Origin of the sequence: Microbacterium galbinum, assembly GCF_023101185.1 — a bacterium.
Lineage (GTDB): Bacteria > Actinomycetota > Actinomycetes > Actinomycetales > Microbacteriaceae > Microbacterium > Microbacterium galbinum.
In genome coordinates, this window is sequence record NZ_CP078077.1 from 2,255,288 (window position 1) to 2,276,328 (window position 21,041).

The window sequence follows — 21,041 nt, forward strand, 5'->3', positions numbered from 1 at the left end:
GACCGTGCGCGAGAGGGAAACGGGCGGCGGTGGTGTCGGTGGCGCCGCCTAGACTCGTAGAGCCATGACCGAAGCTCCTCTCATCGTTCCCGGAACCGCCGGCCCGCAGGGTCAGGACGACCTCCTCGCCGGCCTCAACCCGCAGCAGCTCGAGGCCGTCACCTACCGCGGTCCCGCGCTGCTCATCGTCGCGGGGGCCGGATCGGGCAAGACGAGCGTGCTCACGCGTCGGATCGCGTCGCTGCTGCGCAGCCGCGAGGCCTGGCCGAGCCAGATCCTCGCGATCACCTTCACCAACAAGGCGGCGGGCGAGATGCGCGAGCGCGTCGAGGGCCTGATCGGCGATGCGGCACGCGGCATGTGGATCTCGACCTTCCACTCGGCATGCGTGCGCATCCTGCGGCGCGAGGCGCAGCAGTTCGGGTTCACCAAGTCGTTCACGATCTACGACTCGGGTGACTCCCGCGCGCTCATCAAGCGTCTGGTCAAGGAGCACGAGGCCGACGCCTTCGGGCTGACCCCGGCATCCGTGCAGTCGCGCATCTCGAAGCTCAAGAACGAGCTGTCGGATGCCGAGTCCTATGCGCGGCAGGCCAACATGTCGGACCCCGCCGAGCGGATCTTCGTCGAGGTCTTCGCCGACTACCAGCGTCAGCTGCAGAAGGCGAACGCCTTCGACTTCGACGACCTGATCGGGCAGACGGTCTACCTGTTCCGCGCGTTCCCCGAGGTGGCCGATACGTATCGCCGTCGGTTCCGGCACATCCTCGTCGACGAGTACCAGGACACCAACCACGCGCAGTACGCGCTCATCCACGAGCTCACGCGGCCCCTCGCATCCTCGTCGGCACCCGACCCGTATGCCTCGAACGGCATGATGATCTTCGAACCGGAGCCCGAGCCGAAGAACGCCGACACCGCCGGCGCCTCGCTCACCGTCGTCGGCGACTCCGACCAGTCGATCTACGCGTTCCGCGGTGCCGACATCCGCAACATCAGCGAGTTCGAACGCGACTTCCCCGGGGCGCGCGTGGTGCTGCTCGAGCAGAACTACCGCTCGACGCAGAACATCCTCTCGGCGGCCAACGCGGTGATCGGCAACAACTTCGACCGCAAGGAGAAGAAGCTCTGGAGCGACCGGGGCGAGGGCGACAAGATCATCGGCTTCACCGGGTACTCGCAGCACGACGAGGCGCAGTTCGTGGCCGACGAGGTCGAGGCGCTGCACCGCGCCGGCATGCCGTACTCCGAGATGGCGGTCTTCTACCGCACGAACTCCCAGTCGCGTGCGCTCGAGGAGATCTTCATCCGTTCGGCGGTGCCGTACAAGATCATGGGCGGTACCAAGTTCTACGAGCGCGCCGAGATCAAGGACGCGCTGGCGTATCTCGTGGCGGTCGCGAACCCCGCCGACGAGATGGCGGTGCGCCGCATCCTCAACAAGCCGCGTCGCGGCATCGGCGATGTGACCGAGACGGCCATCGCCCGCTTCGCCGAGGAGCAGGGGATCACGTTCCGCGACGCCCTGTCTATGCCGGCACAGCTCGGCTTCGGCCCCAAGATCCAGGCGGCGATCGCGCAGCTCGACGCCGTGCTCACCGAGGCGACGGCCATCATGCTGCCGCCGACGGGCGAGGTGCCGGCTCCGACGACCGTGGCCGACGGCCTGAGCCTGCTGCTCGCCAAGAGCGGTTACCTCGATGCGCTGCGCGCCAGCCGCGACCCGCAGGACGAAGCGCGCGTCGAGAACCTCGACGAGTTCGTCGCCGTCGCCCGCGATTTCGCACGCAACAACCCCGAGGGCACGATCGTCGACTTCCTCACCGATGTGGCGCTCGTGGCGGATGCCGATGACCTCGACGACGAGTCGGGCACGGTGTCGCTCATGACGATGCACACCGCCAAGGGCCTCGAGTACGACGCGGTCTTCGTCACGGGTGTCGAGGAAGACCTCATCCCGCACCGCATCTCGGCCGGCGAGCCCGGTGGTCCGCAGGAGGAGCGTCGGCTCTTCTACGTCGGTATCACCCGTGCTCGCAAGCGCCTGCACCTGTCGCTCGCGATGACCAGGGCGCAGTTCGGCGAGGTGACCGTCGCGATGCCGAGTCGTTTCCTGCAGGAGATCCCGGTCGCTCTGATCGACTGGCGCCAGTCCCCGGGAGACGTCAACTCCCGCGGGGGCATGCAATCGCGCGCCCTCAACGCGCGCCGCGCGGGCGGATTCGGAGGATCGGGGTCGGGGTCGGGTTCCGGCGATCGCTTCGGAGTCAAGCCGCTGCCGGGCCGCGATTCGCTCAAGCCCCTCTCGACCGCCATGGACCGCTTCCCCAACCGCGTCACGGCCAAGGTGCGCGACAACGGCGACCTCGAACTCACCGCGGGGGACCGCATCCGCCACGTCGATTTCGGCGAGGGTCGCGTCGACACCGTCACCGGTGAGGGCGCCAAGCGCATCGCGCACGTGCGCTTCGACACCGCCGGGCAGAAGAAGCTCCTCATCAAGGTCGCACCGATCGAGAAGATCTGACGGCACCGAGCCGGTGCTGCCGGGCCCACTGCCGCCGAGGGCGGAGCCGCGGAGGGTTAGGCTGGCTCATATGGCCCTCTTCTCCCGCCGCAAGAAGTCCGCTGACGACGCCGTCACCTCCGCACCCGACGCCGCCGAGGCGGTCGAGACGCCGGCGGATGAGGCTGCGGTCGCCGCGGCGGAGGAAGCCCCCGCCGCTCCGTCGATCGGCATCTCGGTGCAGGCTTTCCGCGGCGTCGGAGCGGAGGCGGGTCCCGAGGTCTCGCTGCCCGACCCCGACGCGAAGCCCGCTCCGGCCGTGCAGACCGCGCCTACGGCGCCCGCCGCCCCTGCCGCTCCCGCCGCCGAGCCGCGTCTGCCTCTCGCCCCCGCGTCGCCGCCCGAGCAGACCGAGTCCGTTCCCGGCATGAAGGACAACGTGCTGCTGCGCGAGGCCCTGAAGCAGGTCGAGAAGGGCGCGAGCAACGAGCAGCTGCTCGGCGTCATGCGGCAGGCGCTGCAGGGACACCTCTTCATCCGCGTGAACGGCGATGCCCGAGCGCAGATCGCCGAGGGCAAGCCCCTCGCCGTCGCCGTCGTGCGCGACGAGGAGCGCCAGTTCATGCTGGCCTTCAGCTCGGCCGCCGCCGTGCGCGATTCGGTGAAGCTCGAAGCCGACCCGTCCTCGACATCGGCCGTGGCGCAGCCCTCGACCTCCGTCATGCAGCAGGTCGTGGCCGGCGACTTCGCGGGCCTCATCATCGACAACGCCTCGGCGCCGCACCGGGTCGTGTTCCCGACCGAGCTGCTGCAGAAGACCCTCGAGCAGGCCGATGCCGAGATGGCGGTCAAGACCATCGTCGCGGCCCCGCGCGAACAGGACTCCGCGACCCGTGCGGGCGAGGCGCTCGCCGAGACGCGCATGTGGGTGGCCGTGAACGACGGTGGCGCCGACGGCCAGGTGGGTATCGCCGAGGCGCAGACGACCGACGGCAAGCGCTTCCTGCAGCTGTTCTCGCACCCGCTCGAGGTCATCGCCCTCGGCCGCGGCGACCGACCGCTGCCCTTCGAGCCCGCGCAGCTCGCCAAGGTGCTCGCGGGGCACACCGAGATGGCGGGCGTCGTGATCGATCCGGCAGGTCCCACCCTCATCGTCGAACGCGATGCCCTCACGCGCGTGCTCGAACTCGCCCCCGCGACCGAGGACTGACACCACACGGCGGAGGGGCCCTGCTGCGGCGCGCCCTTCCGCGGGCGGCAGCCGCGCTCTAGGGTCGTTGCATGGCCTCCGAACGCGTGCCCGTGACCGTTTCCGACCCGGAGGGGGAGCGCGAGGTCGTGCTCTCCAGCCCCAACCGGGTCGTGTGGCCGGAGGTCGGGATCACCAAGTCCGAGCTGGCCGACTACGTGCAGCGGGTCGCCGATCCCTTCCTCGCGTCGAACGGCGACCGACCGGTATCGCTCGAGCGGTTCCGTGACGGCGTGGGGAGCGAGGGCTTCTTCTCGAAGAATCCGCCGAAGGGCACTCCCGACTACGTCGACGCCGTGACGGTGACCTACAACAGCGGGCGGCGGCATCCGCAGATCGTGCTGAACCGACCGTCGGCGATCGTGTGGGCCGTGCAGATGAACACGATCGTGTTCCACCCGTGGGCGTCGCTCGCGAGTGACCCCGACAACCCCGTCGAACTGCGCATCGATCTCGATCCGCAACCGGGCACGGACTTCGCGGATGCCGTCGCCGCCGCCCACGGCCTGCGGGAGGTGCTGAGCGAGGCGGGCCTCGAGGCGTTCGCGAAGACGAGCGGCAATCGCGGTCTGCACGTGTTCGCGCCGATCGAACCCACCCACGAGTTCCTCGACGTGCGACACGCGGTCATCGCCGCGGGACGCGAACTCGAACGCCGGATGCCCGATCGGGTCACGATGAGCTGGTGGAAGGAGGAGCGCGGAGAGCGCATCTTCATCGACTTCAATCAGGCCAACCGTGATCGAACGATGGCGGGCGCCTACAGTCCGCGTGCCCTGCCGGGTGCGACCGTGTCGACCCCGGTGCACTGGGACGAGCTCGACGGCCTCGATCCGACGAGGTTCACGGTGCGCAGCGTTCCGCAGCGCCTCGACGAGATCGGCGACCCGTGGGCCGACAAGCAGCAGAAGCCCGGGCGCATCGACACCCTTCTCGCCTGGTGGGAGCGCGACGTCGAAGACGGCCTGGGCGAGCTGTCGTTCCCGCCCGAGTTCCCCAAGATGCCGGGGGAGCCGCCGCGCGTGCAGCCCAGCAAGAAGGTGGCGGCGCACTGGGATGCCGACGGGGAGCCTGCCGCGAAGGACTGAGTCAGCCGATCACGTCGGCGAGGTCGTATCCCGCGACCGAGTCGAGCTGCGCGTAGGTGCACGAGCGCGCTTCGCGATCGGGACGCCAGCGTTCGAACTGCACGGTGTGGCGGAAGCGCGCACCCTCGAGCTGGTCGTAGCGCACCTCGAGAACGCGCTCTGGACGCAGGCGCACGAAGGAGACGTCCTTCGATCCGGTGAAGCGCGATCGCTCGCCCTCGCCGGTGACGGCGTCTCCGGCTTCGTCGCGCTCGACCAGGGGCGCGAGCTCCTCGACGAGGTCGCGGCGGCGCGCGTCGCTCCACGCGGCGACGCCGCCCACCTGGCGTAGCGTTCCGTCCTCGTCGTAGAGGCCGACGAGGAGCGAGCCGACTCCCGCGCCGGACTTGTGGATGCGGTATCCGAGCGCCACGACGTCGGCCGTGCGGGCGTGCTTGACCTTGATCAGGGTGCGCTTGCCGGGGGCGTAGGGCTGGTCGAGCGGCTTCGCGACGACCCCGTCGAGCCCGGCGCCCTCGAACTCCGCGAGCCAGCGCACGGCCGCATCGTGATCACGCGTCGTACGGGTGATGTGCACGGGATGCGCCACGTCCGCCAGAAGCGACTCCAGGCGAGCCCGGCGCTCCGAGAACGGCCGGTCGAGCAGGTCGTCGTCGCCCTCCGCGAGCAGGTCGAACGCGATGAACATCGCCGGTGTCTCGGCGGCGAGGCGCGCCACGCGGGAGGCTGCGGGGTGGATGCGCTGGCTGAGCGCCTCCCAGTCGAGACGCTGCTCTCCTTCCGCGCCGGTCGCGACGACGATCTCGCCGTCGAGCAGGCACGGGCGGGGGAGCAGCTCCGGAATCGCCTCCACGAGTTCCGGGAAGTACCGGGTGAGCGGCTTGGCTCCGCGGGATCCGATCTCGACGGTCTCGCCGTCCCACGCGAGGAGCCCGCGGAACCCGTCCCACTTGGGTTCGAAGAGCAGGCCGCCGGGCGTCTTCGCCGGATCGGGCACGGTCGCCGCGGCCTTCGCGAGCATCGGGGCGGGGATGTCGTAGCGCATGCCTCCATCCTGGCGAGCACGTGCGTGCGGCGGAAGGGCACGCGAGGAGTCACGACATGCCGCGCTGGCGCCGCGAGGCGCGGCGTGTCCTGACCCCTCACGGGGAGCGGTGTCAGGGGAAGAGGTCGCCGAGCTCGTGCGGCTCGCCGGCATCGGCGAGGGCCGTGCGGGCGGCGAGCCACCCCGACATGCCGTTGACGCCGGGCCCGGGCGGGGTCGCGGCCGAGGCGAGATAGACGCCGGGCATCGGCGTGCGCCACGGGGCTGCGGAGAGCGTCGGCCGCTGCAGCGCCTGCCGCATCGTGAACGCCCCGCCGAGCACGTCGCCCCGGATCTCGGCCGGGTTGACGGCCTCGCGGGCGGATGCCGGCACCGAACGATGGGCGAGGATCCGCTCTCGGAACCCCGGAGCGAAGCGCTCGACCTGACGCGTGATCAGCTCGGTCGCGTCGAGGTCCGAGTCGAGGGGAACGTGGATGTAGGTCCACAACACGGCCTTGCCCTCGGGCGCGCGGGTGGCGTCGAAGACGGAGGGCTGGACCGCGAGCACGTACGGGCGCTCGCTCACCCGCCCACGGGCGACGGCGTTCTCACTCGCCCGCACCTCCTCACGGGTGCCGCCGAGGTGCACGGTCGGCGACTGCGCCACGTCGGCGTTCGCCCACGGCACCGGTCCGTCGAGCTCGAAGTCGACCTTCGCCGCGGCCGGTCCGTACCGGTAGCGGGAGAGAGCGCGAGCGTACCCGGCGGGGATTCCGGGGTGGGTCAGGGCGAGACGCGGCGAGGTGTTCAGCAGGAGCAGATCGCCGCGCGCGGGATCGCCCCAGTCGAGGATGCCGAGGTCGCGCACGTGCAGCCCCGTCTCGATGCGACCGCCGTGCGCTTCGAGGTCGGCGACGAGCGCGTCGGCGATCCGCTGGGCGCCCCCGCGCGGATACATCCAGCCCTGTGCGTGTCCGAGGGCGGCGAGCAGAAGCCCGGCCGCCGCGCCGGGGAGCGAGGGAACGGGCGCGTTGGCATGCGCGAGCACGCCCGTGATCAAGGCCGCCGCCTCCGGGGTGCGGAAGGCGCGCGAGGCGAGCGGTGTGCCCTGGTCGAGCATCCGCAGGGCGTAACGCGCGGCGGTGAGCGGCTCGTGCGGCCAGCGCGGGATCTGATGGCCGGTGAAGTCGACGACCCCGTCGATGTGCTCGCTCAGCGGCCGCAGTCGGGCGAGCCATGCATCACGGTCGGCCCCGAGGGCGGCGGACGTCTTCTCGATGTCGCGCCAGGCGATCGCCGCACGGCCGCCGTCGAGCGGATGGGCGTAGGAGATGTCGGGACGGATCCAGTCGATGCGGTCGGCGAGGCCGAAGGCGCGGAAGAACGGCGAGGCGAGTGCCGCCGGGTGCACGGCGGAGCAGACGTCGTGGCGGAAGCCGGGAAGGATGCCGTCGGTCGTGCGCACGCCGCCACCGATCGTGTTGGACGCCTCGAGCACCCGCACCTCGTACCCCGCCCTGGCGAGCGACACGGCGCTCGCCAGACCGTTGGGCCCGCTGCCGATGATCGTCGCCCGCACCATGCCGCCAGTCTTGCACGGCCCGCGCCGGGGCGCGGGGAGCGGAAGCGGTCGAGACGGCCCCGGGATCGTGCGATCCTGGAAGGGATGAACGAAGTACAGGGCCCGACCCCGACCGGCACCTCCCGTCCCTACCGCTCCCTCGCGGAGGCGCTGCGCGCGCACCGCATCGACCCGGTGAACCACGAGTTCATCGGCGCGATCGTCGACGCCGTGGGTGTGACCTCGTTCATCGACCGCGGCCGCTACATCGAGGCCCTGCGCCGCGGCGACCACGCCTCGCTCCACATCGGGCGCACCTACACGAACGGGTTCGCCGAGGACGAGACGATCGTCGTCGGATCCACCCCGCTGCGCCTGCAGCCCAGCGAGGGGCGTGCGCCGTACTTCTACGTCACCCACCCGAGCGAGTACGCGCCCTCCGTCCCCGCGCGAGCGGCGAAGCGTTCTTCGACCCCGCGCACACCGTCGGTGCCGCGCGAGAAGGCGCCGAAGCCGGTGACCGAGCGCGACTACGGTGTGTGCGACGTGTGCTTCATGGTCAAGACGCCGTCGGGCGGCTGCGGCTGCGACTGAGCGCCTCTCGCCGGCATCCGTCCTCCACCGTCAGGCGAACGCGCTCATCCCGGTGATGTCGCGCCCGAGAAGCAGCGCCTGCACGCTCTCCGTGCCCTCGTAGGTGTGGATCGCCTCGATGTCGGCGAGGTGCTGCATCACGCCGTTCTCGAGCAGGATGCCGTTGCCCCCGAGCAGGTCGCGGGCGGTCGAGGCGATGCGGCGTGCGGCGCGGGTGTTGTGGAACTTCGCGAGCGACGCCTGCGTCGGACGCAACGCGCCCGCCGTCTCGAGGTCGGCCATCCGGCGGCAGTAGAGCTGCATCGCGGTGAGGTCCTCGAGCATGTGGGTGAGGCGCTCCTGCACCATCTGGAACTTCGCGAGCGGCTTGCCGAACTGCACGCGCTGGGTCGCGTACGCCAGGGCGGCCTCGTAGCAGGCGGTGGCGTGGCCGAGTGCCGACCAGGCGACGCCGGAGCGGGTCGCGTAGAGCACGACCGACGCGTCTTTGAAGCTGTGCGTTCCGGGGAGCACGGCGTCGAGGGGAACGCGCACGTCGTCGAGGCGGATGTGCGCCTGGTGAATCGCACGCAGCGACGCCTTTCCGCGGATGACGGTGCCGGTGTATCCGGGGGTGTCCTGCTCGACGAGGAAGCAGCGCACGGCGCCGTGCTCGTCGGCGGATTCGTCGTCGACGCGCGCCCAGACGAAGGTGATCCCGCCGGATGCCCCGTTGCCGATCCACTTCTTCGTGCCGCTGATGACCCAGGCGTCGCCGTCGCGGCGCGCGACCGTCTCGAGCGAGACCGAGTCCGACCCGTGGTCGGGCTCGGTGAGGGCGAAGGACCCCAGCACGCTCGCGTCGGCGAGAGCCGTCAGCCATTTCTCCTGCTGCGCGGGGGAGCCGAACAGCGCGAGGGTGCGCAGGGCGAGACCGCCCTGCACCGCGAGGATCGTGCCGAGAGAGCCGTCGCCGCGCGAGACCTCCATGTTGACCAGTCCGGCGGCGAGAGGGGAGAGACGCGTGAGGGCGGGGTGCTCGACGCCGTCGACGACCAGATCCATCTCGCCCATGCGGCGAGCGGCGGTCAGCGGGTACTCGGCCCGGTCCCAGGCGTCGGCCATCTGCGGGGCGACCTCGTCGACGTACGCCTGCGCGCGTTCCCAGGCGGCACGATCGGCATCCGGGATGTCGGCGAACACGGCGTAGTAGTCGCTGCCCTGCCGTCCCGTGACGTCGTACGACGAGACGCGCTCGCCGGGCAGGGGGGAGGAATCGATGCTCATGGGGCTCCTTCGTGGCACCAGGTATCGTACTCCTCGAAACTGAGTTCCACGACTCCGGGAGCGCGAAAGCGGAACCCTGCCCGAGGGACCCGCCGCAGAGCGCTCAGTCGAGCTGCGAGCGCAGGCGCCGCGTGACCTCGGCGACCGGCATCGACCGCGGGAACACGGCGACGACGACATCGTCGGGAGCGCTCGCCGTGGCATCCGCCGGCACGCCGTAGCGACGGCGCACGTCCGCCAGTGCCGCCTGCAGGGTCGCGAGAGGCACCTTCTTCGTGCCGCGCAGCAGCTGGCGCAGCACGTGGTTGTGCACCGCGGTCACCAGGGCCGCGAAGCCGACCGCGTCGAGCGGGTCGACGCCGGGGAGGGCCCCGCGCAGGTACTCGTCGAACAGGCGCTCGTAGCGGAACACCGTGATGATCTCGCGTTCGCGCAGCACCGGGACCTCGCGCACGATCCGATAGCGGCGGCGGGCGAGCTCGGGGTCGTGGGCGAAGTGCGAGAAGACCGACTCGGATGCCGCGCACACCGCGCCCCACGGATCGTCGTGCCCCTCGGCGAGGAACACCCGGAGGCGCTCCAGCAGTGCCTCGTGGTCGGCGAAGACGACGTCCTCCTTGCCGCCGAACTGGCGGAAGAAGGTGGATCGCGAGACGCCGGCGGCCTTCGCGATCTGCTCGACCGAGGTCTGATCGAAGCCCTGCGTGTCGAAGAGCTCGAGGGCAGCGGCCACGACGCCGGTGCGCAGTTCAGCGGATTCGTGCATGGCACGAGCCTAGACCTCGCGCTGTCGAGCATGCGGATGGCGTGACGCGGGTAGGCCTCGGCGGAGCAGCCGGGCCCGCAGGAGCGTCCAGTCCGAGGTAGTAGGCTGGGGGACTGGTCGATGTCTCGACATCGAGAGAATTACCAGACAGCAGCCCAGTGAAGGAACCACAGTGGATCTGTACGAGTACCAGGCACGAGACGTTTTCGAGAAGTACGGAGTGCCGGTTCTCGCCGGCATCGTCGCCGACACCCCCGAGGAGGTGAAGGCAGCCGCGGAGAAGATCGGCGGCGTCGTCGTCGTCAAGGCGCAGGTCAAGACCGGTGGTCGTGGCAAGGCCGGCGGCGTCAAGGTCGCCAAGACCCCTGAAGAGGCCTACGAGGCGGCCAAGGCCATCCTCGGCCTCGACATCAAGGGCCACATCGTCAAGCGCGTCATGGTCGCCCAGGGCGCCCGCATCGCCGAGGAGTTCTACTTCTCCGTGCTGCTCGACCGCGCCAACCGCTCCTACCTGAGCCTCTGCTCGGTCGAGGGCGGCATGGAGATCGAAGAGCTCGCCGTCGAGCGCCCCGAGGCCCTCGCCCGCGTCGAGGTGAACCCGCTCACGGGTATCGACAAGGAGAAGGCCGTCGAGATCGCGCGCGCCGCGAACTTCCCCGAGGACCTCGTCGAGAAGGTCTCCGACGTCTTCGTGAAGCTCTTCGACGTCTACAAGGGCGAGGACGCGACGCTCGTCGAGGTCAACCCGCTCGTGCGCACCGAAGAGGGCGACATCATCGCACTCGACGGCAAGGTCACCCTCGACGACAACGCGTCGGAGATCCGTCACCCCGAGCACGAGGCTCTGGAAGACAAGGATGCCGCCGACCCGCTCGAGGCCAAGGCCAAGGCATCGGGTCTCAACTACGTGAAGCTCGACGGCGAGGTCGGCATCATCGGCAACGGAGCGGGACTCGTCATGTCGACGCTCGACGTCGTCGCGTACGCCGGTGAGAACCACAACGGCGTCAAGCCCGCCAACTTCCTCGACATCGGCGGCGGCGCCTCGGCCGAGGTCATGGCCGCCGGCCTCGACGTCATCCTCGGCGACCCGCAGGTCAAGAGCGTCTTCGTCAACGTGTTCGGCGGCATCACGGCGTGCGACGCCGTCGCCAACGGCATCAAGGGTGCGCTCGAGACGCTGGGTGCCACGGCATCCAAGCCGCTCGTCGTGCGCCTCGACGGCAACCGCGTCGACGAGGGTCGCGCGATCCTCGCCGAGTACGCGCACCCGCTCGTGACCCTGGCCGCCACCATGGACGAGGGCGCCGACAAGGCCGCCGAGCTCGCCAACGCTTGAGACTGAAGGACTAGAAGAATGTCGATCTACCTCAACAAGGACTCCAAGGTCATCGTCCAGGGCATCACCGGCGGAGAGGGCACCAAGCACACGGCGCTCATGCTCAAGGCCGGCACCCAGGTCGTCGGTGGCGTCAACGCCCGCAAGGCCGGCACCACGGTCTCGCACACCGACAAGGACGGCAACGCCGTCGAGCTGCCCGTCTTCGCCTCGGTCGCTGAGGCGATGAAGGAGACCGGCGCCGACGTGTCGATCGCCTTCGTGCCGGGCGCCTTCACGAAGAGCGCGATGGTCGAGGCCATCGACGCCGAGATCCCGCTGCTCGTCGTGATCACCGAGGGCGTGCCCGTCGGCGACTCGGCCGAGGCCTGGGCCTACGCCCAGAGCAAGGGCAACAAGACCCGCATCATCGGGCCGAACTGCCCCGGCATCATCACCCCCGGTGAGGCGCTCGTCGGCATCACGCCCGCGAACATCACCGGCAAGGGACCGATCGGCCTCGTGTCGAAGTCGGGCACCCTGACCTACCAGATGATGTTCGAGCTGCGCGACCTGGGCTTCTCGACCGCCATCGGCATCGGCGGAGACCCGGTCATCGGCACGACGCACATCGACGCGCTCGCCGCGTTCGAGGCCGACCCCGAGACCAAGGCGATCGTCATGATCGGTGAGATCGGTGGCGACGCCGAGGAGCGTGCGGCCGAGTACATCAAGGCGCACGTCACCAAGCCGGTCGTCGGCTACGTCGCGGGCTTCACGGCTCCCGAGGGCAAGACCATGGGTCACGCCGGTGCGATCGTCTCCGGTTCGGCCGGAACCGCTCAGGCCAAGAAGGAGGCCCTCGAGGCCGCCGGGGTCAAGGTCGGCAAGACGCCGTCCGAGACCGCCGACCTGATGCGCGCGATCGTCGAGTCGCTCTAAGCGCTAAGCTGTAGGAGAAGGCCCCGGGCTCCACCCCGGGGCCTTCTTTCATGTCCGGGGAGCGCCGTCAGCGGTCGACCAGGGCGTCCCACATGAGGGCGACGTGCCGGGCGTCGGTGCCGCAGCATCCGCCGATCACCCGGACCGACGGCATCCGCTCGGCCAGGGCGGCCACGGCGATCGCCAGGTCCGCCGGGTCGCCCTCGTCGATGGCCTCGGACTCGTCGAGTTCTGCGTGCGACCGACGGGACGCATTGGGGCGGAGTCCGACGATCCTCGGCACCGTCGCCGCGTCGAGGGCGTGCGCGAAGTGGTCGGGATGCGCGCAGTTGAGGAGATAGCCGTCGGCGGGTGAGCCCGCGTCGACCAGATCGATCGTTTCGGCGAGCGTGCTCCCCGTCGCGAGGCGGCCGTCCGTCTCCACGGTGAACGAGATCTCGACGGGGATGCCCTCGTCGCGTGCCGCCCGCACGATCCCGATCGCCTCGGCGGCGTCGGAGAGCGTGTACGCCGCGATGATGTCGACGCCCGCCGCGGTCAAGGACTGCACCTGCGGACGGTGATAGGTCAGCGCATCGTCGGCTCCGGTCGTCGGATCCCACGTCCCGGGGCGGTACCCATCGCCTCGGGGGCCGAGCATTCCCACCAGGCGTACATCGGGCAGGTCGGCGTAGTCCTCCGCGACCGCGCGCATCAGGGACACCGCCTCGCGGTTGATCCGATCGAGTGCCGTCGCGTCGTATCCGAGCCGCGCACCCCAGTCGGCGCTCGCACGCCACGTCGCCGATTCGAGGCGCAGGCCCGCGCCGTTCGCGCGGGCGATGTCGCCGTATGCGCGATAGTAGTCCCGGAGCAGGCGCCGTCCGCGGCGAGAGTCGAGCAGCACGAAGGCCGCGAACTCCGGCAGATCGATGCCGTGATGGAAGATCAGGTCGGTCTCGAGACCGCCGTCGGTGACGTACCGCTGCGCGTCGGCATCCATGGATCCCGGTCTACCACCGCGCGATGGCCCGCGCTACGGGACTTCCGGACACGAAAGAGGGGCGGATGCCGCAGCATCCGCCCCTCCGTCGACTCGCTGTCAGATGCCGATGCCGAACAGTGCCTCGATCGGCCCGCGGGCGAAGAAGATCACGAAGCCCGCGCCGACCACCCAGAGCAGCGGGTGGATCGTCTTGGCGCGACCGGAGAAGGCGTTCACGACGATCCAGCTGATGAAGCCGGCGCCGATTCCGTTGGCGATCGAGTAGGTCATCGGCATGACCGTGGCGGTGAGGAAGACCGGCAGCAGCACGCGGAAGTCGCTGAGGTCGATGTTCTTGATCTGAGCGAGCATCATCGCACCGACGAGCACGAGTGCGGCTGCCGCGACGGCGCCGGGCACGAGCGAGGTCAGCGGGGTGAAGAACATCGCGACCAGGAACATCGCACCCGTGATGAGCGTGGCGAAACCGGTGCGTGCGCCCTCGCCGATGCCGGCACCCGACTCGACGAAGACCGTCGCCGACGACGACGAGGTGCCACCACCGGCGATCGCGCCGATGCCCTCGACGACGAGCGCGGACTTGATGCGCGGGAAGTCGCCCTTCTCGTCGGCGAGGTCGGCCTCCTTCGCGAGGCCCGTCATGGTGCCCATGGCGTCGAAGAAGTTCGAGAACAGCAGCGTGAACACGAACATCACGAGGGCGACGATGCTGACCTTCTGCAGGTCGAAGCCGAAGTCGACCTGGCCGACCAGGCTGAGGTCGGGCAGGCCCACGATCGAGCCGGTGAAGCCGAAGTCGAGGCCGAACGGCCAGATCAGGTTGACGATGCCGCCGAGCACGGTGCCGCCGACGAGGGCGATCAGGATCGCACCCTTGACGCGCAGCGCGGTCAGCACGCCGCCGATGAGCAGCGTGACGACGAAGAGCAGGGTCGGGATGGAGGCCACGGAGCCGCCGATGCCGAGGTCGACGGGCGGCGAGGCGTTGCCGGTCGCCGTCACGAAACCGGCGTTCACGAAGCCGATGAAGGCGATGAAGAGGCCGATGCCGACCGTGATCGCGAGCTTGAGCTGCACGGGAACGGCGTCGAAGATCATCTTGCGCAGGCCGGTCGCGGCGAGCAGCACGATGATGACACCGTTGATCATGACGAGCGCCATGGCTTCGGGCCAGGTCACCGAGCCGACGACCGAGAAGGCGATGAAGGCGTTGATGCCGAGGCCGGCGGCGAACGCGAACGGCAGTCGCGTGATCACGCCGAACAGGATCGTCATCACACCGGCGGTCAGCGCGGTGGCGGCGGCGACCGCAGAGCTGGACAGCACGACGCCGTCGACGTCGGGCGTTCCGAGGATGATCGGGTTGAGGATCACGATGTACGCCATCGTGACGAACGTCACCAGGCCACCTCGGATCTCGGTGCCGAAGGTGGAACCGCGCTTGGTGATCTCGAAGAAACGATCCAGGGCGTTCTTCGGCTCAGCGGCGGTGGGTGCGGGGGACGGGGCAGTTGTCATTCGGGTGAACCTCCGGATGAGACGATATCGTCTCTCCCGCGCCGCGCGCGCCCACCGGCATCCGCCCGGATTCTCGTCGTAGTCTCGAAAGCTATGCAACGCCTTCTCGTCGCCCTCCTCGCCGCGTTCGACGCCGCCATCGCGGCCGCCGTCGGACTCGCCGTGCTGCTGGCGCCGCTGACCCTGCTGTGGACCCTCGCCTTCGGTGCCACGGCCGACTGGGGGGCGCTCTGGCCGCTGACCGGCACGCTCTGGGCGTTCGGGCACGGGGTACCGCTCGATATCACGATCGCGGATGCGGCGCTGGTCGCGGTCGGTGTCCCGGCGGCGGCGGCGTCCTTCACCGTCTCGGTCGCCCCGCTCGCCCTCCTGGTCTTCACCCTGCTGTTCGCGGCGCGCTCGGGCGCGCGAGCCGCGAACGCCGGCTCGTGGGTGACCGGTGTGCTCTCGGGCACGGTCGTGTTCGCCGCGATCGCCGCCGGCGTCGCCCTCACCTCGCGTCTCGACGCGGCGAAGACCTCCCTGCTCCTCGCGATCCTGCTGCCCGCGGCCGTGTACCTCGCGGGTGCGGTGTGCGGAGCGGTGCGCGTGGTCTGGGAGGACGGCGACGGAGGGCCGATCGATGCGATCCACGACCGTCTGGACGCCTGGACCGAGTGGACCCCGGTGCCCGCGGCCATCGTGCGGGGAGCGGCGTTCGCCCTCGTCGCCGTGCTCGGCGTCTCGGCCGCAGCGCTCGCCCTCCTCACGCTGTTCCGCGGCGGTGAGGTCGTCGCCCTCTTCCAGGCCGCACGTGTCGACGTGCTCGGCGCGGTCGTGATCACCCTCGCCCAGTTCCTCTACCTGCCGACGCTCCTCGTCTGGACGGCGTCGTGGATCGCCGGACCCGGATTCGCCGTGGGCGTCGGCACCGCGGTGTCTCCGGCGGGCACGCAGCTCGGCGTCGTTCCCGGCATCCCGGTGCTGGGGCTGCTGCCCGAGAACAGCTCGATCTGGATGCTCATCGTCGTGCTGCTGCCGGTCGCCGCCGGTGCCGTGGCCGGATGGGCCGTGCGCTCTCGCCTGGTGTGGGAGGGGACGCCGCTGCGGATGCTGCCGCGCGCCGTGATCGCGGTCGGCATGGGTGCCGTGACCGCGGGCGTCGCCGCCCTCGCCGCGCTGCTCACCAGCGGGTCGATCGGTCCGGGGCGTCTCGCCGAGACCGGCCCGTCGGTCGGCGCCTTCGCGCTCGCCCTCGGGGGAGAGGTGCTGCTGGGCGCCGCGATCCTGCTGCTGTCGCCGCGCAACCGCGACGAGCTCGCCGAGGAGCGCACCGATCGCTGGGTCGCCGAGATGACGGCATCCGATCTCGGCGATCTGATCGGCGACGCGGCATCGTCGTCGCCGTCTGCCGTATCCGCCGATTCACCAGCGGATGCCGCCCCTCTGCCCTTCGCGGAGACGGCTCCGCTCGACGACGTCACCGGGGAGGGGCGCCCTCCCGCGCCCCGGTAGACTGGGCGCGTGCTCACGGTCGCCGTTCTCATCTCGGGCACCGGCTCGAATCTTCGTGCCCTCCTCGAGGCCGCCCGCCACCCGGACTTTCCCGCGCGGGTGGTCGTCGTGGGCGCCGACCGCGAGGCCAACGGCCTGGCCCACGCCGAGGAGTTCGGCATCCCCAGCTTCACCGTGCCGTGGCACGAGCACGAGAGCCGCGAGGCCTGGGGCGAGGAGCTCGGCCGCCAGCTCGCCGTCTGGAACCCCGACCTCGTCGTGCTCAGCGGTCTCATGCGCCTGTTGCCCGCATCCCTCGTGGCGCAGTTCTCCCCGCGTCTCGTGAACACCCACCCGGCCTACCTGCCGGAGTTCCCGGGCGCGCACGGGGTGCGCGATGCGCTCGCCGCCGGCGCCGCCGAGACGGGTGCCAGCGTGATCGTCGTCGACGACGGCGTCGACACCGGGCCGATCCTCGCGCAGGAGCGCGTGCCGATCCTCGACGGCGACACCGAGCACACCCTGCACGACCGCATCAAGCCCGTCGAGCGCCGCCTGCTGATCGATGTCGTGCGGCGCATCGCGACCGGCGAGCTCGCGCTCGACGCCGCTTCCTGATCCTCTTCCTCCCCTCTCACGCCCGACGCACGAAGGAGCATCACCATGGCCGGCCCCCGCCACGACCCCTCGCTGTACCGCGATCGCGACACGGTGCCGATCCGCCGGGCGCTCGTCTCGGTGAGCGACAAGACCGATCTGCTCGTCCTCGCGAAGGCGCTCGCCGACTCCGGCGTGCAGATCGTGTCGACCGGTTCGACGGCCGCGACCATCCGCGAGGCCGGCTTCGAGGTGACCGACGTCGCCGCGGTGACCGGTGTCGCCGAGATGCTCGACGGTCGCGTCAAGACCCTGCACCCGAAGATCCACGGCGGCCTGCTCGCCGACCTGCGCCTCGAGGACCACGAGCGTCAGCTCGCCGACCTCGACATCGCACCGTTCGAGCTCGTCGTGGTGAACCTGTACCCGTTCGTCGAGACCGTCGCCTCGGGCGCCCAGGGCGACGACGTCGTGGAGCAGATCGACATCGGCGGGCCCGCCATGGTGCGCGCCGCCGCCAAGAACCACGCGAACGTGGCCATCGTCGTCTCGCCGCAGTCGTACCCCGGGATCATCTCGGCGATCGCCGAGGGCGGCACCTCGCTGTCGCAGCGCCGCGAGCTCGCGGCCCGCGCGTTCGCGCACACCGCCGCCTACGACACGGCCGTCGCGTCGTGGTTCGCCGAGGGCACCCTCCAGGACGACGGCGACCTGCCGGCGCACCTGACGATCCAGGCCGAGCGCCTCGCGACGCTCCGCTACGGCGAGAACTCCCACCAGCGCGGTGCGATCTACACGCGCGCAGGCGGTCACGGCATCGCCCAGGCCACGCAGCTGCAGGGCAAGGAGATGTCGTACAACAACTACGTCGACGCGGATGCCGCCCTGCGCGCCGCCTACGACATGATCAAGCCGGCCGTCGCGATCATCAAGCACGCCAACCCGTGCGGCATCGCGACGACCGCTCCGAACGCCCTCGACCCGATCGCCAGCGCGCACCTGCGCGCGCACGAGTGCGACCCGGTCTCGGCGTACGGCGGAGTGATCGCCGCGAACGGCACCGTGACGCTCAAGATGGCCGAGAACCTCAAGGACATCTTCACCGAGGTCATCGTCGCCCCCGCGTTCGAGCCCGCCGCCCTCGAGGTGTTCAAGGCGAAGAAGAACCTTCGTCTGCTGCAGCTGCCGGAGGACTGGCAGCAGGAGCGCATGGACGTGCGCCTCGTCTCGGGCGGACTCCTGCTGCAGGACGCCGACCGGTTCCCCGACGACATCGTCTCGGTCGCCAAGAACTGGGAGCTCGTCTCCGGTGAGCGCCCGAGCGACCTCGAGATGGAGAACCTGATCTTCGCGTGGAAGGCGTGCCGCGCCGTCAAGTCGAACGCGATCGTGCTCGCGAAGGACAACGCCACGGTCGGCGTCGGCATGGGCCAGGTCAACCGCGTCGACTCGTGCCGCCTCGCGGTCGAGCGCGCGGGGGAGCGCGCGGCCGGTTCGGTCGCGGCATCCGACGCGTTCTTCCCGTTCGCCGACGGCGCCCAGGTGCTCATCGACGCCGGTGTGACCGCGATCGTGCAGCCGGGTGGCTCGGTGCGCGACGAGGAGGTCGTGGATGCGGCCCGCAAGGCCGGCGTCACGATGTTCTTCACGGGAGAGCGCCACTTCTTCCACTGAGCATCCGCAGCTCCCTCGAGGCCCTCATCCGCAGACCGCGGGTGGGGGCCTCGGTCCGTCCGGTCTCTCGGCGAGGTGATCGGTGATCGGCGATCGGTGATCGGCGATCGCGTGAGGAGTCACGACACGCCGTCTCGCGCCGCGCGGATGCGGCGTGTCCTGACCTCTCACCGCGATGTCCGATTTCCGCCAGTCGATGTCGGAGGCCCGTGACAGCATGGAGTCATGAGCCTCCCCGTGACCGACTTCGACGAGCGGTACCGCGCGATCGACGCGCGCGACACCCGTTTCGACGGGCAGTTCGTGACGGCCGTCCGATCGACGGGCATCTACTGCCGTCCGAGCTGCCCGGCGCGCACGCCGAAGCCCGAGAACGTGACGTTCTACCCGACGAGCGCCGCGGCGCACGAGGCGGGCTACCGGGCATGCAAGCGCTGTCTCCCCGAGGCGGCGCCCGGGTCGCCGGCCTGGAATCTGCGCGGTGACGCCGCGGCCCGTGCGATGCGACTCATCTCCGCGGGTGTGGTGGAACGCGAGGGAGTGTCCGGACTCGCCGCGCGGCTCGGGTACTCGAGCCGGCATCTGAACCGGGTGCTGGTGAGCGAGCTCGGGGCCGGGCCTCTGGCCCTCGCCCGGGCGCACCGTGCGCACATGGCGCGCATGTTGCTCGTCGGCACCGACATGCCCGTCTCCGACGTGGCGTTCTCGGCGGGGTTCGCCAGCATCCGGCAGTGCAACGACACGATCCGCGAGGTCTTCGCCCTCACGCCCAGCGAGCTGCGCGCCCGACGACGGATGCCGATGGCCGCAGCTCCCGGCACGATCGACCTCGTGCTGCCTTTCCGTGGGCCGCTCGATGCCTCGGGCGTCTTCGCCTGGATGGCGGCCCGCGCATTGCCCGGGGTCGAGGTGGCCACCGAGACCTCGTTCGCACGGCACCTGCGCATGAGCGGAGGGCCGGCGTGGTTCGAGGTGCGGCAGGATGCTGCCGAGCGACTGCATCTGCGCGCCCGGGTCACGCAGCTGGGTGATCTCGCGCCCCTGGTGGGCACGGTGCGGCGCCTGTTCGATCTGGATGCCGACCCGCGGGCCGTCGACGACGCGCTCGGTGCGCACCCCGAGCTCTCACCGCTGGTCGCCGCGACCCCGGGGATCCGAGTGCCGGGAGCGGCCGATCCCCACGAGATGCTCATCCGCGCGATGGTCGGTCAGCAGATCACGGTCGTCGCCGCCCGTACGGCGCTGACCGCGCTCGCCGACGCTCTCGGAGAGCGCACCGACGACGGTGTGCTCTTCCCGACCATGACCGCGATCGCCGAGCACGGCGCCGAGGTGCTGCGGGGCCCGGCCGCCCGCATCCGTGCCATCACCGGCGCCGCTGCCGCGCTGGCGGACGGCTCGCTCACCCTCACGGTCGGTGACGATGGGGCCGAGCAGCGGGCCGCGCTCCTCGCGATGCCGGGCATCGGGCCGTGGACGGCCGACTACGTGCGCATGCGGGTGCTCGGAGACCCCGACATCCTGCTCCCGGGTGATGTCGCGATGCGAGCCGGCGCCGCGGCCTCCGGTCTCCCGGGCGAACCGCGTGCCCTGACGGCGTGGGCGGAGCGGACGGCTCCGTGGCGGAGCTACCTCACCGCGCACCTCTGGCGCGCGGCCCCCGTCCGCTCGGCGAAGCGCGCGACGACCACACCGATCACGAAGACACCGATCTCGACGACACCGATCACGAAGACACCGATCTCGAAGGAGACCCCATGACCGCCCTCATTCAGACCATCGACACCCCCGACGGGGCGTTCACCATCCTCGCCGACGACGAGCAGCGCGTGCTGGCATCCGGCTGGACGGCCGACCGCGGGGCGATCCTCGGAAGGCTCGCGGCGGCCGTGCGCCCGGCAGAGGTGCGCGAGGGCGAGACCGCAGCAGCGTCGGCCGTGCAGGCGTATTACGCGGGGGACCTCGCGGCGATCGACTCCGTGCCCGTGCGTCAGACGGGCACCTCGCTGCAGCTGTCGGGCTGGGCCGCGCTGCGGGAGATCGCCCCGGGCGCTCCGCTCACGTACACCTCCTTCGCCGCCGTGCTCGACAACCCGCGCGCCGTGCGGGCCGCGGCGTCGATCTGCGCGCGCAACGCCCCGGCGCTGTTCGTGCCGTGCCACCGGGTGCTGCGTACCGACGGCACCCTCGGCGGCTTCGCCTGGGGACTCGACGTGAAGGAGCGCCTGCTCGCACGCGAAGAGATGGCGCGCTGAGAGACCGGGGCCGACGGGCCGCGCGAGGGGAAAGGAGGAATTCCTCTTGCGCACAGCTTGTTCACAGCAATAGGCTGGAGGGCTGTCGCACCAACCGGACGACACCGCCGAGCCCTGAGGAGGACACCATGACCACGATCCTGGTCACGCAGATCGCAGCTCTCGGCACGACTCCGGTGCGCACTTTCCACTAGAGCCGCACCGCGTTCCGCGCCCCGCCTC

At 70.5% G+C, this 21,041-nt stretch carries 17 protein-coding genes; 11 read left to right on the forward strand and 6 right to left on the reverse strand.

What is annotated here, in order from left to right:
- The first annotated feature begins 64 nt into the window (after nt 1-64).
- The 3 genes from KV396_RS10985 (at nt 65) to ligD (ending at nt 4,843) form a co-directional block, all read left to right on the forward strand.
- Nucleotides 65-2,527 carry an ATP-dependent helicase gene (locus KV396_RS10985; RefSeq protein ID WP_247955735.1) on the forward strand — a complete coding sequence of 821 codons (2,463 nt, stop codon included), beginning with the start codon at nt 65-67 and terminating at the stop codon, nt 2,525-2,527.
- Between the two features lie 70 nt (nt 2,528-2,597).
- Nucleotides 2,598-3,716: an SseB family protein gene (locus tag KV396_RS10990; RefSeq protein ID WP_247955736.1), complete on the forward strand. Its 1,119-nt coding sequence runs from the start codon at nt 2,598-2,600 to the stop codon at nt 3,714-3,716.
- 71 nt (nt 3,717-3,787) lie between these two features.
- Nucleotides 3,788-4,843 (forward strand): non-homologous end-joining DNA ligase, encoded by a 1,056-nt coding sequence (gene ligD / locus KV396_RS10995; protein ID WP_247955737.1) that lies wholly within the window; start codon nt 3,788-3,790, stop codon nt 4,841-4,843.
- A gap of 1 nt (nt 4,844) precedes the next feature.
- Here the strand turns inward: ligD and KV396_RS11000 are convergent, their stop codons facing one another.
- Nucleotides 4,845-5,888: an ATP-dependent DNA ligase gene (locus KV396_RS11000; RefSeq protein ID WP_247955738.1), complete on the reverse strand. Its 1,044-nt coding sequence runs from the start codon at nt 5,886-5,888 to the stop codon at nt 4,845-4,847.
- Between the two features lie 112 nt (nt 5,889-6,000).
- Nucleotides 6,001-7,452, reverse strand: coding sequence for a phytoene desaturase family protein (locus KV396_RS11005; protein ID WP_247955739.1), 1,452 nt, complete (start codon nt 7,450-7,452; stop codon nt 6,001-6,003).
- An 84-nt stretch (nt 7,453-7,536) separates the two neighbouring features.
- Between KV396_RS11005 and KV396_RS11010 the strand changes: the two genes are divergently transcribed.
- On the forward strand, nt 7,537-8,025 hold the full coding sequence (locus tag KV396_RS11010) for a hypothetical protein (protein WP_247623142.1): 489 nt from the start codon (nt 7,537-7,539) through the stop codon (nt 8,023-8,025).
- 30 nt (nt 8,026-8,055) lie between these two features.
- On the opposite strand, the gene KV396_RS11015 is transcribed toward KV396_RS11010, so the two are convergent.
- Both KV396_RS11015 and KV396_RS11020 read right to left on the reverse strand, forming a co-directional pair.
- A complete protein-coding gene (locus KV396_RS11015) occupies nt 8,056-9,291 on the reverse strand; it encodes an acyl-CoA dehydrogenase family protein (protein WP_247955740.1) in 1,236 nt (411 codons plus the stop codon).
- A 103-nt stretch (nt 9,292-9,394) separates the two neighbouring features.
- Nucleotides 9,395-10,057, reverse strand: coding sequence for a TetR/AcrR family transcriptional regulator (locus tag KV396_RS11020; protein ID WP_247623140.1), 663 nt, complete (start codon nt 10,055-10,057; stop codon nt 9,395-9,397).
- Between the two features lie 172 nt (nt 10,058-10,229).
- On the opposite strand from KV396_RS11020, the gene sucC reads away from it, so the two are divergent.
- Together sucC and sucD are read left to right on the forward strand one after the other, a co-directional pair.
- Nucleotides 10,230-11,396 carry an ADP-forming succinate--CoA ligase subunit beta gene (sucC, locus tag KV396_RS11025; RefSeq protein WP_247632721.1) on the forward strand — a complete coding sequence of 389 codons (1,167 nt, stop codon included), beginning with the start codon at nt 10,230-10,232 and terminating at the stop codon, nt 11,394-11,396.
- Nucleotides 11,397-11,414: 18 nt separating this feature from the next.
- Nucleotides 11,415-12,317, forward strand: a complete 903-nt coding sequence (gene sucD / locus KV396_RS11030; RefSeq protein ID WP_247623138.1) for a succinate--CoA ligase subunit alpha — start codon at nt 11,415-11,417, stop codon at nt 12,315-12,317.
- 67 nt (nt 12,318-12,384) lie between these two features.
- Here the strand turns inward: sucD and KV396_RS11035 are convergent, their stop codons facing one another.
- On the reverse strand, nt 12,385-13,299 hold the full coding sequence (locus KV396_RS11035) for a homocysteine S-methyltransferase family protein (protein ID WP_247955741.1): 915 nt from the start codon (nt 13,297-13,299) through the stop codon (nt 12,385-12,387).
- A 99-nt stretch (nt 13,300-13,398) separates the two neighbouring features.
- Nucleotides 13,399-14,820, reverse strand: a complete 1,422-nt coding sequence (locus KV396_RS11040; protein ID WP_247623136.1) for an NCS2 family permease — start codon at nt 14,818-14,820, stop codon at nt 13,399-13,401.
- Between the two features lie 93 nt (nt 14,821-14,913).
- Here KV396_RS11040 and KV396_RS11045 point away from each other — a divergent pair, with 93 nt between their 5' ends.
- The 5 genes from KV396_RS11045 (at nt 14,914) to KV396_RS11065 (ending at nt 20,819) form a co-directional block, all read left to right on the forward strand.
- Entirely contained in the window at nt 14,914-16,314 is a 1,401-nt protein-coding gene (locus tag KV396_RS11045; protein ID WP_247955742.1) for a cell division protein PerM, read from the forward strand.
- A gap of 9 nt (nt 16,315-16,323) precedes the next feature.
- Nucleotides 16,324-16,911, forward strand: a complete 588-nt coding sequence (gene purN / locus KV396_RS11050) for a phosphoribosylglycinamide formyltransferase (RefSeq protein ID WP_247955743.1) — start codon at nt 16,324-16,326, stop codon at nt 16,909-16,911.
- Between the two features lie 45 nt (nt 16,912-16,956).
- On the forward strand, nt 16,957-18,564 hold the full coding sequence (gene purH / locus KV396_RS11055; RefSeq protein WP_247632718.1) for a bifunctional phosphoribosylaminoimidazolecarboxamide formyltransferase/IMP cyclohydrolase: 1,608 nt from the start codon (nt 16,957-16,959) through the stop codon (nt 18,562-18,564).
- A gap of 225 nt (nt 18,565-18,789) precedes the next feature.
- On the forward strand, nt 18,790-20,325 hold the full coding sequence (locus KV396_RS11060) for an AlkA N-terminal domain-containing protein (RefSeq protein WP_247955744.1): 1,536 nt from the start codon (nt 18,790-18,792) through the stop codon (nt 20,323-20,325).
- Complete coding sequence (locus KV396_RS11065; RefSeq protein WP_247955745.1) at nt 20,322-20,819, forward strand: methylated-DNA--[protein]-cysteine S-methyltransferase; 498 nt, start codon at nt 20,322-20,324, stop codon at nt 20,817-20,819. The genes KV396_RS11060 and KV396_RS11065 overlap by 4 nt, the downstream gene beginning before the upstream one ends.
- Nucleotides 20,820-21,041: the final 222 nt, after the last annotated feature.